A 15,250-nucleotide genomic window follows, 5' to 3' on the forward strand; every position below is an offset into this window, starting at 1 on the left:
GTGTGAAAAAAATATCAAAGTTATTGGGCAAGCTTTCAGAAAGGGTGAAGGATCATGGAATGCATCGTACACTTTGAGGTTATGCAGGAAGAAGAGCCGAAACAGCTGAGAGGCTTGATCTTGTTGGGCGAGGACGAGCGTCCGGGCGAGGAAAAATTCGTCAAAATGTTCGCCCGCATGGGCTACGAGGTGCGCCTCGACGACGCGGAACAGCTGTTGTTCAAGCCGGTTCATCCGTCGGCTCCTTACGAATGGATCCGGATTCGCGAACTCGATACGGGAGAAGAAAAAGGTATGGAAGACCACGACCTGAATTCGATCGTCGCGAATCTGCTCCCGAATTACAACCGTCCCATTTGAGGCAAGCCGGAAATCGGAAAGCATCGGATTCGCCGGTCGCCGCCGTGTTCCGGATAAGCTCGGCTCGGCGTTTTCCTTTGATTATGCAGGCAGGACAAAACGGCTCTCGGAGCCCCGCACGGAAACGGGGGGCGGGAGCCGTTTTTTTGAGCGAACCGAACGGAACCGGTACGATTACGCGCCTTGTTTTGCCGGTTCGAGCTCCGACGTGCAGTGCGGGCAGCGGCTGGCCTTGGCCGACACTTCGCTGAGGCAGTACGGGCATTCGCGGGTCGTTTTTTCCGGCTGCGGTTTCTCGTGTTCCTGGCGCTTCAGCATATTGATGCCTTTGACGAGGACGAAAATGCAGAAAGCCACGATGAGAAAATCGAGAATGTTATTGATGAACTGTCCGTACGCGATCACGGTTGCGCCGGCTTCTTGGGCCTGAGCCAGCGTGCGGATCGGCGAACCGTCGGACAGCGTCGCGTCGCGGTCCAAGTTGATGAACAGATTGGCAAAATCGACCCCGCCGAGAAGCTTGCCGACCGGCGGCATGATGATATCGTTGACGAGCGAAGTGACGATTTTTCCGAACGCGGCTCCGATGATGACGCCGACCGCGAGATCGATCACGTTGCCGCGCATTGCGAATTCCTTAAATTCTTTGACGACTCCCATGATTTCCCTCCTTGAATGATAGACGGATCAGTTTTCATTGTACACGAAAATTTTCGTTTGAAAACTAACCTTTCATGTAATTTTCACTTTTCATTTTTTGCGATTCGGAGTATACTTCAACCATTATTCTGTTTTTCGTATAGGTGCGGGAATAGGCCCGCATGTCTCTACCCGGTCGCCGGAACGATCGGACTACGGAAAACGGCTGCCCGGGGCCTGCGTGGTCCCGGTTTCCCGGCGTTCTTCGGACAAACGGTCCGTTCGCTGCGAATCCGGCGGCGCGTCCGCGCGAAGGCTTCACTGCCTGCGCGCGGACGCCGATCCTCCGGCCGAAGCGCAGCTCCGACCGTGCTCGGATGCGGCCGGACCTTCTTCGCGCGAAGAAGGTCCGCCGCGTGCCGGCGCTTGGGCCCGGGCCTACCGAAGAAGCCGCAGCCGTGCATTCCATAGTCCGCTTTTCTTCCGAGACGGAAGAGAGGCGGGCTTTTTGCATTTTTCGTTGAACGTTTACGGGCTGCAGCGCCCTAACTTAAACATCCGGGGGGAACTTGCTTTGAAACTACTGCAGGACAAAGTGTTGAGCGAAGGGATCGTGTTGAGCGACCAGGTATTGAAAGTGGACTCGTTTCTGAATCACCAGATGGATCCTGTGCTGATGAAGGAAGTCGGGAAGGAATTCGCGCGTCTGTTCGCGGGCGAAGGCATCACGAAGGTGCTGACGATCGAGTCGTCCGGCATCGCGCCGGCGATCATGGCCGCGCTTGAACTGGAAGTGCCGATGATTTTCGCGCGCAAGCAGAAATCGCTGACGCTGCGGGAAGATATCTATGTGGAGAAGGTCTACTCGTTTACGAAGCGGCAAGAAAACGACGTGACCGTCTCTAAGAAATTTCTGTTTCCCGAAGACAACGTGCTGATCATCGACGATTTCCTCGCCCACGGCGAAGCGGCGCTGGGTCTGGCAAGAATCGTCGAACAAGCCGGAGCGAAAGTCGCGGGCATCGGCATCGTGATCGAAAAGTCGTTCCAGAGCGGCGCGCAGCGTATCCAAGAAGCGGGTTACCGCGTGGAATCGCTGGTCCGCGTCTCTTCGCTCGAAGGAGGCAAAGTATCCTTCGCGGCGGAAGCCGTGCACTAAACCGTCCGGAAGCGGGAGCGCTCCGGACAGGGCGTCGGCCGTCGGCCGGAAGCGGCGGCGTATCCGGCACTCCGGCGCGCATCCTGACGAATCATCCACTTCGACTATGTATAGGGGGAATCCAGCTTTATGAGTTCGGACCGCATTTTCCAAAAACACCGCCATCCGGCGAAAACTTTCTCGCTCGGCATCCAGCATGTGCTGGCGATGTATGCCGGAGCGATCGTCGTGCCGATGATCGTCGGCAACGCCATCGGCATGACGCCGGAGCAGCTGACCTACTTGATCGCGATCGACCTGCTCGCCTGCGGCGTCGCGACGCTGATGCAGGTCTGGGGCAACCGTCTGTTCGGCATCAAGCTGCCGGTCGTGCTCGGCTGCGCGTTCCAGGCCGTGTCTCCGATGATCATGATCGGCAACGCGCCGGGCATGGGCATCTCCGCGATTTACGGGGCGATTATCGCTTCGGGCCTGTTCATCTTCCTCTTCTCCGGCCTGTTCGGCCAGCTGATCCGCTTGTTCCCGCCGATCGTGACGGGTTCCGTCGTGACCATTATCGGCCTTACGCTTATTCCGACGGCCATGACCAATCTGGGCGGCGGTAACGGAGCCGAAGACTTCGGCAGTCTGCCCAATATCGCGCTCGGCTTCGGCGTGCTGATCTTCATCGTGCTGCTGAACCGCATTTCGACCGGATTCATCCGTTCCGTTTCGATCCTGATCGGGCTTGTCGTCGGCACGGCCGCAGCGGCTTTGATGGGCAAAGTCGATTTCTCGCCGGTAACCGACGCCAGCTGGTTCCATGCGATTACGCCGTTCCATTTCGCGGCTCCGACGTTTAACATCAGCGCCATTCTGACCATGATCCTCGTCGCGATCGTCAGCGTCGTGGAATCGACGGGCGTGTTCATGGTGCTGGGCCGAATCGTCGGCCGCGACATCGGCTCGAAGGAGCTGGCGCGCGGCTACCGCGCGGAAGGTCTGGCGATCATGCTCGGCGGCATCTTCAATTCGTTCCCGTACACGACGTACTCTCAGAACGTCGGTCTCGTGCAGATGAGCCGCGTGAAGACGCGCGACGTCGTCGCCGTGGCGGGCATCCTGCTCGTGCTGGTCGGTTTCGTGCCGAAAATCGCCGCGACCGCGCAGCTGATCCCGCCGTCCGTGCTCGGCGGCGCGATGGTCGCGCTGTTCGGTCTCGTGCTCTCGTCGGGCGTGCGCGTGCTGGGCGACCAGGTCGACCTGTCCCGCCACGAGAACCTGTTCATCATCGCCTGCTCCGTCGGCATGGGTCTCGGCGTCTCTTCCGTGCCGGGCTTGTTCGCCGGCCTGCCCGAGCAGATTCGCATCCTGGCGGACAACGGCATCATCGCCGGCAGCTTCACTGCGATCCTCATGAATCTGCTGTTCAACGGGCTGAGCGAGAAAAACGCGCATCTTAAAGTGACCGAAGACGACGACGTGTTCGGCGGCGCGGACGAATCTTCGGCGCGGGAATCCTCCGCGCCGGCAGGTTCGAAGAACGGCGTCGGCAGCGCGGTGTAACAAAAGGCCGCGGAGCCGAACGGCCCTGCGCGCCGGCTCCGCCGCCCCGACTCCCGACAAGCAGGACCGGCTCCCGCGCCGACGCGGCCGAGCCGGTCTTTTTTTTGCCTGCCCGGCGCATACGACCTGCCGTATTCATCCAATCGCAGTAATAGAGCCGCTTCCTCGCGACGAAAAATGTCCGCAAGCCGGAGGATCGGGCCTCGTGAGCCGCTGCGTTTCCTCCGATTCCGAAGGCACTTCCTGAATTTTTGAAAGATGCCTCTCCAAGATGGTTACAATAAGGATAGAGAAGAAACACGACAGGCACGGACACAACTACTACTCGCTCCGGGGTGACGGAATAATGAATAAGAAATGGTGGAAAGAAAGCGTCATATATCAGATCTATCCGATCAGCTTCAAAGATACGACGGGCGACGGAAAAGGCGATCTGCGCGGCATCATCGAAAAGCTCGACTATTTGCAGGAGCTCGGCGTGGACGCCGTCTGGATCTGCCCGATCTATACGTCGCCGGACTATGATAACGGTTACGATATCAGCGACTATTACGGCATCGATCCCAAGTACGGCACGATGGAAGATTTCGACGAGCTGCTTCAGAAAGCGCACGCCCGCAATATCCGCATCATCATGGACCTGGTGCTCAATCACAGCTCGCACGAGCACGAATGGTTCATCGAAGCTTCGGCGTCGAAGGACAATCCGAAGCGGGATTATTACATCTGGCGCGAACCGAAAGAAAACGGCGGCTACCCGAACAACTGGGAATCGTATTTCAGCGGCTCGGTCTGGGAATTCGACGAACGGACGCAGGAATACTACATGCACCTTTACGCGAAAGAGCAGCCGGATCTCAACTGGGAAAATCCGGAGGTGGTCCGCGAGCTGCACGATATGGTGAAATGGTGGCTGGAAAAAGGCGTGGACGGCTTCCGTTTCGACGCCATCTCCCACATCGTCAAAGCGGAAGGGCTGCCTGATGCCGACAACCCGCAGAACCTTCCGGTCGTGCAGGCGTACCACTTTTTCTCCAACCTGGACAAGGTCCATTACTTCCTGCGGACGCTGAACGAGGACGTGCTGGATTTCTACGACATCATGAACGTGGGCGAAGTGTCCGGTCTCGGGCCGGAGCAGGCGCTGGATTACGTCGGGGAAGGGCGCAACGAGCTGGACATGATCTTCCAGTTCGAGCACATGTTCCTGGACGCGAAGTCCGGCGGCACGGGCAAGTGGGACATCAAGCCGTGGACGCTGATCGACCTGAAGAAGATCATGAGCCGCTGGCAGACCGTCCTGCACAAAAAAGGTTGGAACGCCAACTATATGAGCAACCACGACCAGCCCCGTCAGGTATCCAGATTCGGCAACGACCAGGATTACCGCGTGCGCTCGGCCAAAATGCTCGGCACGTTCCTGCATACGCTCCAAGGCACGCCTTATATTTATCAGGGCGAGGAGATCGGCATGACCAACGTGCATTTCGAGTCCATCGACCAGTACCGCGACGTCGAGACGCTGAACTATTATAAGCAGTGCAAGCAGAAGGGCATGGACGAGAAGGAGATCATGGAGCGCATCTGGAAAAAAAGCCGCGACAACGCCCGTACGCCGATGCAGTGGAATTACGACGAGCATGCGGGCTTTACGGACGGCGAGCCGTGGATGGGGGTCAATCCGAACTACACCAAGATCAATGTCGAAGCGGCGCGCAAAGACCCGGATTCCGTGTTCCACCATTACCGCAAGCTGATCGAGCTGCGCAAAAAGCACGAAGTCATCGTCTACGGCGATTACAAGCTGCTGCTGCCGCTGCACGAAGAGATTTACGCCTACGTGCGCACATGGGAAAACGAGAAGCTGCTGGTCATCTTGAACTTCTTCAGCGGCACCCCGACGTTCGAGTGGCCGGAAGATCTGCAGGGCATGAAGGAAGAGCTGCTGATCGCCAACTACGAGCCGCTGGAAGACGAAGAACTGTACAGCCTGACGCTGCGGCCTTATGAGGCTAGGGTGTATAAGCTGAGTTGAGCGAAAAAAAGAGCCTTCCCGAAAAAGGGATAGGCTCTTTTTTCGTGAAGAGAGAAGGGGAAGAAAAAACGAATGACGGATCAGCCGGAAATATCGGCGGAACGGGCGGACAGATACCGCGCGATCAGATCGTCGGCGATCTCGTCCGACGCGTTCGGTCGGCCCAATCCGCCGGCGCGTTCGCGGGCTTCGCGCAGCTTGGCGGGATCGCTCAGCAGACCGGCGATCTGTCCGGCAAGCTCGTCGGCGCTGCGGGAAACGAACGCGGCGCCTTTTTCCTCCAGATAGACGGCGTTATTGCGTTCCTGGCCGGGCACGGGGCGGAACAGGAAGATCGGGAGCCGGCAGGCGAGAGACTCGGCCAGGGTGATGCCGCCCGGCTTGGTCACGATACAGTCGCTCATGCGCATGAGCGAGGCGACGCGGTCGGTGAAGCCGAGCACGTGAATGCGCCCGCTGTCCGCGTACTGCTGCGCGAGTCCCGCGCGCATTTCTTCGTTGCGGCCGCAGACGACGACGACCTGAATATCGTCCTGCGCAAGCAGCAGGTCGCAGACCCGCCGCAGGCCGAGCATGACGCCGTAGGCGCCGGCCATGAGCAGCACGGTCTTGCGCGCAGGGTCGAGCCGGACGCCCGGCACGGGCGGCTCGACCCCGCGCAGCGCGCGGGCGGCGGCGAATTCGGGGAGGCTGCCCGCCGGGGAACCTTCCCCGGCGGGACGGGCCGGGAAGTCCGTTCCAGCCGGGAAACCGGCTTCGCCGGCTGCTTCCTCGGACTTTTCTTCCGGTAAACCGAAGCCGGCCTTGATCGGAATGCCGCTGACGGCGATCCGGTTCGGATCGATGCCGGATCCGGCTGCCTGGCTGCGCATGTCCGGCGTGGCGACGTAGAAACGGTCGACGTCCGGATGCAGCCATCTTCCGTGCAGATCGAAGTCGGTCACGACGTTGACGATCGGGATATCCAGGCCGATTTTGCGGCGCAGTTTCGGCATGACCATCTGCGGAAACGTGTGAATGACCACGCCGGGCCGCTCGGTCTTCAGATAGTCTTCCAGCCGGCGCGTGCCGAAAGCATGCAGAATATGGGCGAACGGTTTATCCGCTTTCATGTCTTTCGTCATGTTGTACACCAGGCCGTACAGTCCGGGGATGGTGCGGTAGCTCTGCATGTATACGAATCGGGTAAGATCGTTGAGTTTGGGATGCGCTTCGGCCATCAGATCGAGCAGTTTGACCTTGTGAATACCTCGTTCGTTCAAACTTTTTTCGAGCGCTTTGGTCGCCTGGTAATGCCCGTCGCCGTAGCTGGCGTACAGGATTAGGACGTTCGGTTCCTGCGGTTGCATGGGTTCCTCCCTGAGTTATGCGTGATGACGAGATAAAATCTATCATATCAAGTTTCGGCGCGGGGAGCGAGCCGAATCGGTTCCGATTCGGACCGGACCCGCCTAACTTGGCAGGGAGACGAAGGCAAAGCGCGGACGAGGGCATAAGCCGCAGCCGGGAAAAGCCGGATCTCCGGCTCAGCTTTTTGCGGCGCCGAGCGCGGGCAGCACGAACTTCCGCATCAGCTGGCGCGGATTTTTGTAGCGGCTCACGCGGCTGTCCGACGTGAAGACGGCGACCGCGTCCAGCGTCGGCAGGACATAGATCTGCTGCCCGCCGTGGCCGTGCGCGCAGGCGTAAGGCACGCCGTCCAGCTCGCCGGCCCACCACTGGAACCCGTAGTCGCCGAAGCCTTCGTAGCCTTCGGTCTGAGGCGTCAGCATCTGCTTTGTCCATTCCGCGGGCAGCACGCGGCGCTCTTCGTACAGGCCGCCGCCGAGACAGCACAGCCCGAAGCGCGCGAGGTCGCGCGCGGTCAGGGCCAAGCCGATATGCCCGGCGCTGACTCCTTCGCGCACCGGCGACCAGGCCGCGCTGCGGATGCCGAGCGGTTCGAACAGCTCGCGCCGTGCGAAAGTGAACGCGTCTTCGCCGGTCCATTCCGTCAGAATCGCCGACAGCAGATGCGAATCGGTGCTGCGGTAGGTGAAGACGCCGCGCTGTTCCGGCATCACGGGCAGGCGCAGCGCGAACGAGATCCAACTGCGGCTGCGGTGGAACGGGCGCAGCAGCGCTTCGCCGAGGCTGCGTCCGGTCTTCCAGTAGCATCCGGACGTCATGGTCAGCAGCTGGCGCAGCGTAATCTCTTCGGCCAGCGGATGGGCGTCCTTCGGCCAGACGCGCTCCAGATGTCCGAACACGGAGCCGTCCAGATCCGGCTCTCCCCGGCGCTCGTGGGCAATGCCTACGAGCGCCGCGGTGAAGCTTTTGGTTGCGGAGCGCAGGTCGTGCAGCGTTTCCGCCGTCGCGCCGCCGTAATAACGTTCGAAGACGAGCTTTCCGCCGCGCATCAGCAGGAAGCTGCGCAGCTTGGGGAAGTTGCGTTCGGCGGCGCGGTCGGCCTGCAGCAGCGGGAAGCCGTCGGTCTGCTGTTCTTCCGGCGAGCAGGAAGGCAGGGGGGCGGAGAAAGAACCCGACGAAACGATCAACGGCGCGGGATGGGGCATCATGTCGGCAGTCCTCCTTAAGCGTGTTTGCGGCCCGCGGCTTATCCGATTATCGGCGATATTCCCGGAAAGCGCTCCAGCAACTTTGCCGAACGGCGCGCGTCTAATGAATAGGGTTCGATAAAAAGCTCGATTAAGAAGTTATAACCGCAATCGGGGTTTTTGCTTCAGGGCCCTCGCTTCATATCCAATTTCGTCGAAAAATGTTATACTCGTAAGTAAGCATCTTCTTAAATCTGTGTAAAGATCTTCGTTTTTCGTTTGGAGGAGAGTCGCATCCGGCCAAAGAGAGAGAAGAAAGGGCAAACCGGAAGTGATTCAGTAAGCATTTCGTCGGGTATGTAAGAAATCAGGTGGATGTTTGGCTTCACGGCGGCGCACGGAACTGCCGATTTACAAGGCAACGGAGCGCGGCGGGCAGTGCGATAACCTCTAGGGGCGTCTGTCGGCAGCAGATTTTTTTGACATTCTCGATAACGAATACGTTCCGGGAGGGAATTATGATGGCGACCAAAGGTCATAACGAAGTCAAGGAAAGTCTGCGGGAAATGACTCGTATTTTCCGTCCGAGTGATCCGAAAAAGTTTGTGAAAGAATACGTTCGGAAGTATCACATTATGGGCGGCTACGAGGAAGAATTGACGCTGGTGGTTGAGAACGAGCTCGGCAAGCTGAACTCGTCCGTTTCCTGAAGCGGGCGGCCGCGGCCGCGAACGGATTTAACGTGAAGATGCCTTTGCCGGCAAGCACAGGTTCCGGCAACCGGATTGAAGTGAAAGGCAGCGCTTATGCGAGACAACTCGACCGTCCTTTGCGGCTAATTTGCCGAAAGGACGGTTTTTTTGGCTGCAAAAAATGGCGCTACAGGCGGATTCGCTTGACGGGAAGAATAAATTCGGTTAAATTGTGCTTGTTGATATATACATGAGCACAGGAACGGTCCGAAGGCCGCGAACGGCTCTTTTTAAGAAGAACGGAGGGACAATGTGGGCGGAACCTGGCGTCAAGCCTGGCTGATCGTCGGCCGGGAATTGAAGATCGATCGGTATTACCTGTCGGGGTCTTTGGTTTTCATTTTGTATATGGGCTTTTTCGGCGGGATAACGTTGGGAGAGATCGCGGAAGACAAAAGGATGCTGCTTCTCGTGGATTTGATCTTCTGGATTATCGCGTCGATGGTCGGCTTTTATTTTTCCAGACGGATTACCAAGTACATCACGGAAGATTCGTATACGCATATGCTCGCCCATTACCGCACGCTGCCGATAGCGACCGAAGTTCTTGTAGTCGCGAGATACATGCAGCTGCTGATGGCGACCTTGTGCAACGGAGTCCTGCTGTTCGGGCTGATGTATGCGGTGAGCAGCGGGATACGCGAACAGATGACTCTCGGCGAGTATGCCGCTTTCGCGCTGACTTGGACGGCTTTCGGCGTGACGCTGAACTGTTTTTACATCATGATGGAGTTTTTGCTTCGGGGCAAAGGTTACTTCTGGTACAGTCTCGTCCTGATGCTCGTATTGGAACTGGCGATACTGAGCCTGCATTTGTCAGGAGTATCCGTCGTGCAATCGAGCATCGAGATCAGCGCAAGATTAGGGGGCGCATCGCCGGCGATGTGGATCATGCTTGCTTTGGGCGCGGTGTCGGCGTACGTGTCGTACCGCTTCATCGTGCGCAGGCTGCCGCTGAGGGACCTGGCATGAGCGGACAGGCGGGAGAGGAGTGAGAAAATGCGGATTCCCGTTCAAATCAACGAAAGCAGCGCCGAGCCTTTATATCATCAGATCGAGACACAGCTGCGCTCGCTTATCGTGACCGGACAGGTCGCGGAAGGGACGCTGCTGCCGTCCATCCGCGAGTTCGCGGCCGATCTGAAATGCAGCGTGATCACGATCCGCCGCGTCTACCAGGACCTGGAGAACGAAGGTCTGCTGCGTACGAGGCAGGGTACGGGGACGTTCGTCACCAAGGTCGATACGGACGACCGCGAAGCGTACAAAAAGCAGATCGTGCAGGACGCGGTACGCGAACTGATCGATACGGCGAGATCGGTCGGATATACGGGGGACGAGCTTCGCTCGTTATTGGATGAAACGTTGAGAGAAGAGAATCGTAAATAGACGGGAGCCGCTCCCGGAGCGAACCGGGGCCGGGGCGGACTTCCGATTCCATGCCTGCCGAACGGCAGAGAGCGGAAGAGGAGTGTGGAACGATGGATAACGCGGTGCTGGAATGGCGGAACGTCGTCAAGAAGCGGGATCGCATGGTACTGGGTCCCCTCGATCTGAAATTGTACGAGCATTATATTACGGCGCTGATCGGGCGCAACGGCTCCGGCAAGTCGACGCTGATGAAGCTGGCCGTTCAGCTGGTGCGTCCCGACGAAGGCGAAGTCATTTGGTTCGGCAGACCTTATCCGGGAGGACTGCCGGCGGACGTGAGAGCCGAGATCGCTTACGTGCCCGAGAATTTTGCGGCGGAGGAGAACGGAATCAAGATGGACGACGCGGCCGACTTTCGCGCGTCCTGGTATCCCCGCTGGGATTGGCAGCGTTACGAGGAGCTGCTGCGCCGATTCGACGTGCCGGGAGGGAAAAAGCTGAACAAGCTCTCCAAAGGGCAGCGGCGAAAATTCGAAATCGCGGCGGCGCTGGCGACAAGACCGAAGCTGCTGCTGCTCGACGAGCCGTCTTCGGGCCTGGATCCTTTCGCCTGGAAAACGATGATGGACGAGATCCGCCGCTGCGTGGACGAAGACGGCGCCACGGTGCTGATGTCGACGCATATCGTGGAGGAAGTTCGCCGGATGGCCGACTATTTGGTTCTGGTAGACAAAGGGAAATCGCTCGGCATGCTGGAGAAGGATGCGCTGCTTGAACGCGGCCGGGAGATTTGGATTTCCCGCGACGACGAGCTGTTGGAGGAACTGCCGGGCATCGTCGAATCGTCGATTGAGTCGGAAGGCATGGTGCGCTTCGTGACGCTGGATTATGCGGGAACGGCGGCGCTGCTGGACGAGGTCGGAGTCAAGCCCATCCGGGTAAGGGCGCTGGAACTGGACGAAGTCATGGAGCATTGGATGAACGGCGGTCTCTCCCCGGTCTAAAAGCCGGCGCGTCTACATAAACATAACGGAAAGGAATGATGAAGATGACCGAAAGGCTGATTCTGCGTGACGTGCTCAAGCGTTACGGCGAAAAAACGGCGGTAGACCGGATTTCGTTCGGCGTGCAGGAAGGCGAGATCTACGGACTGCTGGGAGCGAACGGGGCCGGCAAGACGACGACGATGCGCATGGTGCTGGGCTTGATCTATCCCGACGAAGGAACGATCACGTACGGCGGCCGTCCGTACGGAAGCGAGGTACAGCGTCTCGTCGGTTATTTGCCGGAGGAGCGGGGGTTGTACCCCAAAGTCAAAGTCAGCGAGCAAATCGTCTATTTGGCGAAGCTGCGCGGCATGAGCGGGACGGACGCCGAACAGAATCTGAAGTACTGGATGAAGAAGTTCGACGCCGAAGAGTATTACGACAAGCGGATCGAAGAGCTGTCCAAGGGCAATCAGCAGAAGATGGGCTTCATCGCCGCCGTCGTGCACCGTCCGCAGATCCTGATCCTCGACGAAGCGTTCAGCGGTCTCGATCCCGTCAACGTGGAGCTGCTGAAGCTGGCGGTCAAGGAACTGCGCGATCAGGGCGCCAGCATCCTGTTCTCGACGCACCGCATGGAGCATGTCGAGGAGCTGTGCCGGAACCTGACCATTCTCGACCGATCGAAAACGGTGCTGCAGGGCGATATCCGAGAGATCAAAAAGGGGTTCCCCCGCGAGCAAATTTTGCTCAAGACCTCGGGGGCCGTGGCCGGCTTGGAGAACATTCCCGGCGTAACCGGCGTGGAGGGCGACCCGGAGAGCTATCTGATCCGCATTTCCGACGAAGCGGCCGCCGTGCCGGTGCTGACGGAAGCGATGCGGCAGAGCGAAGTGCGGCATTTCGAAGTGAAAGAACCGACGCTGAACCAAATCTTTATTCGATCGGTGGGTGAACGCCATGAATAGACTGGGAACGGTAATCGGCTTCACGTTCAAAAACAAAGTTCGTACCAAATCGTTCGTCATTACGACGCTGCTGTTGGCCCTGCTGATCACGATCGGGATTCATCTGCCGTTTATCATTCAGATGTTCGTGGGCGATGACGAAGGCGGAGACAACCGGATCGGAATCGCGGCGAACGGCCAGACGGAGATCGCGCAGCAGATCGAAGATTACGTCTCGGCGCTGCCGGGCAACGAAATTCAGTTCGCGGACCTGGAAGGCGGGGATGCCGCCGCGCTGAACAAGCAGGCGAAAGATCAGGATCTTAAAGGATACCTGACGATCGCGCCGAGCGAAGGCGCAGCGTTCCCGGCGGTCGAGTACGTCTCCGAAAACGGCTCCGTGCCGGCCGACGTGCAGGCGGTGCTGCAGCCGGCACTGGAAAGCGCCAAGACCCGATTCATCACGGAAGGCGCGCTAAGCGACGAGCAGATTCGGCAGTTGACGACGCCGGTTCAGCTGAGCACGGTCAGCTACGATCAGTTGGCGGGAACCGGCGAGCAGAACGCGGACGGACCGGAAGGCGATAAGTTCAATCCGATGAACTTCATCACCGTCTACGTCCTGATGACGCTGTTCTTCTTCTCGGCGATGCTGACGGGCAACATGATCGCGTCGGAAGTCACTTCGGAGAAGAGTTCGCGCGTCATGGAAATTCTGATCACGAGCGTATCGCCGCTGACCCAGATGTTCGGAAAAGTCATCGGGGTATTCCTGGTCGGACTGCTGCAGATCGGCGTGTTCGGTCTCACGATCGCGATCAACCTGATGCTGCCGTACAACCGCGAGGTGCTGGCCGGCTTCGATCTCGACTTCTCGCAGATGCCGTTCGATGTCCTGGCTTACGGACTGGTCTTCTACGTCCTCGGCTACTTCCTGTACGCTCTGCTGTACGCGGCCGTCGGGTCGATCGTCAGCCGGACCGAGGATCTCGGCCAGGCGGTCACGCCGCTGACCATGCTGTCGCTGGCCGCGTTCTATATCGGGATCTTCAGCCTGAACAATACCGATTCGCTGCTGATGAAAATTTCGTCGTTCGTGCCGTTCACGTCGCCGACGACCATGATCGCGCGGATCGGCCTGGGCGAGATCGCCTTCTGGGAAATCGCGGTATCGCTTGCGCTGCTGCTGGCGTCGATCTTCTTCTTCGGCTGGCTGTCGGCGAAGATCTACCGCACAGGGGTGCTGATGTACGGCAAGCGCCCTTCAATGAAAGAACTGCGCAAAGCGATGAAGGCTTACAAGATTTAAAATCCGGTAACGAAGCCGATAGGAAAAGGGGCAAGGCCGGCAGGAAACGGCTTTGTCCCTTTCGGCTGTTTGCCGCCGCCGCGCGTTATGCGGAGGGGACGAAGCCCTGGCAGGATAGGACGACGACAAACAATTGCGAGAACTATGGAGGTGAAGTATGCGGATCTTAATCTTGGGCGCAACCGGGCGAGTCGGCAGCGTCATCACGAGCCTAGCCCTGAACGACGGACATGAAGTGACGGCGCTGGTGCGCGAAGCGGGGAAGATTCAATCCCATGACCGTCTGAATATCCTTCAAGGCGACGCCTGCGACGAATCGGACGTCGGACGCGCGGCGGAAGGGGCAGACGTCGTGTTCAGCGCGCTCAACACCGACGGAACCACGACGCTCAGCGACAGCATGCCGATCATCATCAACGTCATGCGCGAAGCCGGCATCCGGCGCATCGTGACGATCGGCACGGCCGGAATCCTGCAAAGCCGTACCGAACCGGAGCTGCTGCGCTATCAATCCGGCGAATCCAAACGCCGATCGACCCGCGCCGCCGAAGAGCACCGCCGCGTGTACGAGCTGCTGAAAGCTTCCGATCTGGACTGGACGATCGTCTGCCCGACGTACCTGCCGGACGGCGAACGCTTGGGCCGCTTCCGCTCGGAGCGCGATTATTTGCCGGAAGGCGGTACGGAGATTTCGGTCCCGGACACGGCGGAGTTCGCGTACGGGCAGATCGGGGATCGCCGTTATATCGGCGCCCGGGTAGGGCTGGCTTACTGACGGAACCTTTTTCCTTATCGAGGTCCAAGTCGAGTCTATTCGGATTACCTACATGAATTCCCCCGACTTGAGTTACAATCATGTGCGAGTGTATACGCCGATTCGGTATGAGGATAAAAAGATCGGCTGCCATGAATTAGGGTTGAACTTTGGCGGCGAGGCGGCAGACGATTACTTCGTCATCAAGCAGCCGAGGATCCGCAAGCTGAACTTTTCATCTTTTCCGAACGTATTGAAGCGCGCCCCTCTCATCCCGCTTCCAAAAGTGGTACAATCGAGTGTGAAACCGGAGTGCTTCTCGCCCGTAAGGGTAAGAGACCGACGGATTCCGGTTCATTCAACAAAACGTATAACGCAGAATGAGAGGTTACGATTAGGTGTGGAAGTTAAGTTAATTACCAAGGAACAAGCATGGCAGCTGCGGCATCAGGTCATGCGGCCGACAGAAGAATTCGATTACATCAAGCTGCCCGACGACGACGAAGGGCTGCATTACGGGCTGTTCGACGGCGGAGAGCTGGTATCCGGGGTATCGCTGTTCGTCCAGGGAAAAGAAGCGCAGTTCCGCAAGTTCGCGACGCTGACCGAGCGGCAGAACTGCGGCTACGGCAGCAGGCTGCTGACCCATGTGCTCAAAGAAGCGAAGCGCCGCGGCGTCAAGCAGATCTACTGCAACGCCAGAGTGAACAAGGTGTCGTTCTACGAGAAGTTCGGCTTGTCGAAGACGGATGTCGTGTTCAACAAGGGCGGCAAAGATTACGTAGTCATGGAGCGGAGCTGCTAAAACTTGAATCGTGATCGATATGCGGCATTTTCATATGCGGCAGGCCGTCCT

15 protein-coding genes and 1 riboswitch are annotated in these 15,250 nt (G+C 58.6%); of the genes, 12 read left to right on the forward strand and 3 right to left on the reverse strand.

What is annotated here, in order from left to right; genetic code table 11:
• Window positions 1–54 precede the first annotated feature (54 nt).
• Entirely contained in the window at window positions 55–360 is a 306-nt protein-coding gene (locus GYN08_RS19230) for a hypothetical protein (protein ID WP_166277752.1), read from the forward strand.
• A 174-nt stretch (window positions 361–534) separates the two neighbouring features.
• On the opposite strand, the gene mscL is transcribed toward GYN08_RS19230, so the two are convergent.
• Window positions 535–1,020, reverse strand: coding sequence for a large conductance mechanosensitive channel protein MscL (gene mscL, locus GYN08_RS19235; protein ID WP_166277755.1), 486 nt, complete (start codon window positions 1,018–1,020; stop codon window positions 535–537).
• Window positions 1,021–1,135: 115 nt separating this feature from the next.
• Window positions 1,136–1,235, forward strand: a riboswitch (purine riboswitch).
• 338 nt (window positions 1,236–1,573) lie between these two features.
• Between mscL and GYN08_RS19240 the strand changes: the two genes are divergently transcribed.
• The 3 genes from GYN08_RS19240 (at window position 1,574) to GYN08_RS19250 (ending at window position 5,738) form a co-directional block, all read left to right on the forward strand.
• Window positions 1,574–2,158: a xanthine phosphoribosyltransferase gene (locus GYN08_RS19240; RefSeq protein WP_166277758.1), complete on the forward strand. Its 585-nt coding sequence runs from the start codon at window positions 1,574–1,576 to the stop codon at window positions 2,156–2,158.
• A 129-nt stretch (window positions 2,159–2,287) separates the two neighbouring features.
• Window positions 2,288–3,703: a nucleobase:cation symporter-2 family protein gene (locus GYN08_RS19245; protein WP_166277761.1), complete on the forward strand. Its 1,416-nt coding sequence runs from the start codon at window positions 2,288–2,290 to the stop codon at window positions 3,701–3,703.
• Window positions 3,704–4,049: 346 nt separating this feature from the next.
• Window positions 4,050–5,738, forward strand: a complete 1,689-nt coding sequence (locus GYN08_RS19250) for a glycoside hydrolase family 13 protein (RefSeq protein WP_166277764.1) — start codon at window positions 4,050–4,052, stop codon at window positions 5,736–5,738.
• An 80-nt stretch (window positions 5,739–5,818) separates the two neighbouring features.
• On the opposite strand, the gene GYN08_RS19255 is transcribed toward GYN08_RS19250, so the two are convergent.
• Window positions 5,819–7,087 carry an MGDG synthase family glycosyltransferase gene (locus GYN08_RS19255; protein ID WP_166277767.1) on the reverse strand — a complete coding sequence of 423 codons (1,269 nt, stop codon included), beginning with the start codon at window positions 7,085–7,087 and terminating at the stop codon, window positions 5,819–5,821.
• A gap of 177 nt (window positions 7,088–7,264) precedes the next feature.
• Window positions 7,265–8,293 (reverse strand): serine hydrolase domain-containing protein, encoded by a 1,029-nt coding sequence (locus tag GYN08_RS19260; RefSeq protein WP_166278006.1) that lies wholly within the window; start codon window positions 8,291–8,293, stop codon window positions 7,265–7,267.
• Window positions 8,294–8,796: 503 nt separating this feature from the next.
• Here GYN08_RS19260 and GYN08_RS19265 point away from each other — a divergent pair.
• The 8 genes from GYN08_RS19265 to GYN08_RS19300 all read left to right on the forward strand — a co-directional run bounded on the left by GYN08_RS19265 (window position 8,797) and on the right by GYN08_RS19300 (window position 15,199).
• Window positions 8,797–8,985 (forward strand): hypothetical protein, encoded by a 189-nt coding sequence (locus tag GYN08_RS19265; RefSeq protein WP_166278008.1) that lies wholly within the window; start codon window positions 8,797–8,799, stop codon window positions 8,983–8,985.
• Window positions 8,986–9,279: 294 nt separating this feature from the next.
• Complete coding sequence (locus GYN08_RS19270; RefSeq protein ID WP_166277772.1) at window positions 9,280–9,999, forward strand: hypothetical protein; 720 nt, start codon at window positions 9,280–9,282, stop codon at window positions 9,997–9,999.
• Between the two features lie 27 nt (window positions 10,000–10,026).
• Window positions 10,027–10,416, forward strand: coding sequence for a GntR family transcriptional regulator (locus GYN08_RS19275; protein ID WP_166277775.1), 390 nt, complete (start codon window positions 10,027–10,029; stop codon window positions 10,414–10,416).
• A 92-nt stretch (window positions 10,417–10,508) separates the two neighbouring features.
• On the forward strand, window positions 10,509–11,402 hold the full coding sequence (locus GYN08_RS19280) for an ABC transporter ATP-binding protein (RefSeq protein WP_166277778.1): 894 nt from the start codon (window positions 10,509–10,511) through the stop codon (window positions 11,400–11,402).
• 44 nt (window positions 11,403–11,446) lie between these two features.
• Complete coding sequence (locus tag GYN08_RS19285) at window positions 11,447–12,352, forward strand: ABC transporter ATP-binding protein (RefSeq protein WP_166277781.1); 906 nt, start codon at window positions 11,447–11,449, stop codon at window positions 12,350–12,352.
• Window positions 12,345–13,640, forward strand: a complete 1,296-nt coding sequence (locus GYN08_RS19290; RefSeq protein ID WP_166277784.1) for an ABC transporter permease — start codon at window positions 12,345–12,347, stop codon at window positions 13,638–13,640. The genes GYN08_RS19285 and GYN08_RS19290 overlap by 8 nt, the downstream gene beginning before the upstream one ends.
• 157 nt (window positions 13,641–13,797) lie before the next feature.
• Window positions 13,798–14,415, forward strand: a complete 618-nt coding sequence (locus GYN08_RS19295) for an NAD(P)-dependent oxidoreductase (protein WP_166277787.1) — start codon at window positions 13,798–13,800, stop codon at window positions 14,413–14,415.
• Window positions 14,416–14,794: 379 nt separating this feature from the next.
• The gene (locus GYN08_RS19300) at window positions 14,795–15,199 is read left to right on the forward strand and encodes a GNAT family N-acetyltransferase (RefSeq protein ID WP_328802981.1); all 405 of its coding nucleotides are present in this window, start codon (window positions 14,795–14,797) and stop codon (window positions 15,197–15,199) included.
• Window positions 15,200–15,250: the final 51 nt, after the last annotated feature.

This window comes from Saccharibacillus alkalitolerans, from assembly GCF_011090185.1.
Taxonomy (GTDB): Bacteria; Bacillota; Bacilli; order Paenibacillales; family Paenibacillaceae; genus Saccharibacillus; species Saccharibacillus alkalitolerans.

Excerpts from the sequence above, each read along its gene's own strand:
- GYN08_RS19230 (WP_166277752.1), top strand. The coding sequence starts at position 55 with ATGGAATGCATCGTACACTTTGAGGTTATGCAGGAAGAAGAGCCGAAA.
- GYN08_RS19295 (WP_166277787.1), top strand. The coding sequence starts at position 13,798 with ATGCGGATCTTAATCTTGGGCGCAACCGGGCGAGTCGGCAGCGTCATC.
- GYN08_RS19280 (WP_166277778.1), top strand. The coding sequence starts at position 10,509 with ATGGATAACGCGGTGCTGGAATGGCGGAACGTCGTCAAGAAGCGGGAT.
- mscL (WP_166277755.1), bottom strand. The coding sequence starts at position 1,020 with ATGGGAGTCGTCAAAGAATTTAAGGAATTCGCAATGCGCGGCAACGTG.
- GYN08_RS19275 (WP_166277775.1), top strand. The coding sequence starts at position 10,027 with ATGCGGATTCCCGTTCAAATCAACGAAAGCAGCGCCGAGCCTTTATAT.
- GYN08_RS19265 (WP_166278008.1), top strand. The coding sequence starts at position 8,797 with ATGGCGACCAAAGGTCATAACGAAGTCAAGGAAAGTCTGCGGGAAATG.
- GYN08_RS19255 (WP_166277767.1), bottom strand. The coding sequence starts at position 7,087 with ATGCAACCGCAGGAACCGAACGTCCTAATCCTGTACGCCAGCTACGGC.
- GYN08_RS19290 (WP_166277784.1), top strand. The coding sequence starts at position 12,345 with ATGAATAGACTGGGAACGGTAATCGGCTTCACGTTCAAAAACAAAGTT.
- GYN08_RS19245 (WP_166277761.1), top strand. The coding sequence starts at position 2,288 with ATGAGTTCGGACCGCATTTTCCAAAAACACCGCCATCCGGCGAAAACT.
- GYN08_RS19285 (WP_166277781.1), top strand. The coding sequence starts at position 11,447 with ATGACCGAAAGGCTGATTCTGCGTGACGTGCTCAAGCGTTACGGCGAA.
- GYN08_RS19260 (WP_166278006.1), bottom strand. The coding sequence starts at position 8,293 with ATGCCCCATCCCGCGCCGTTGATCGTTTCGTCGGGTTCTTTCTCCGCC.
- GYN08_RS19250 (WP_166277764.1), top strand. The coding sequence starts at position 4,050 with ATGAATAAGAAATGGTGGAAAGAAAGCGTCATATATCAGATCTATCCG.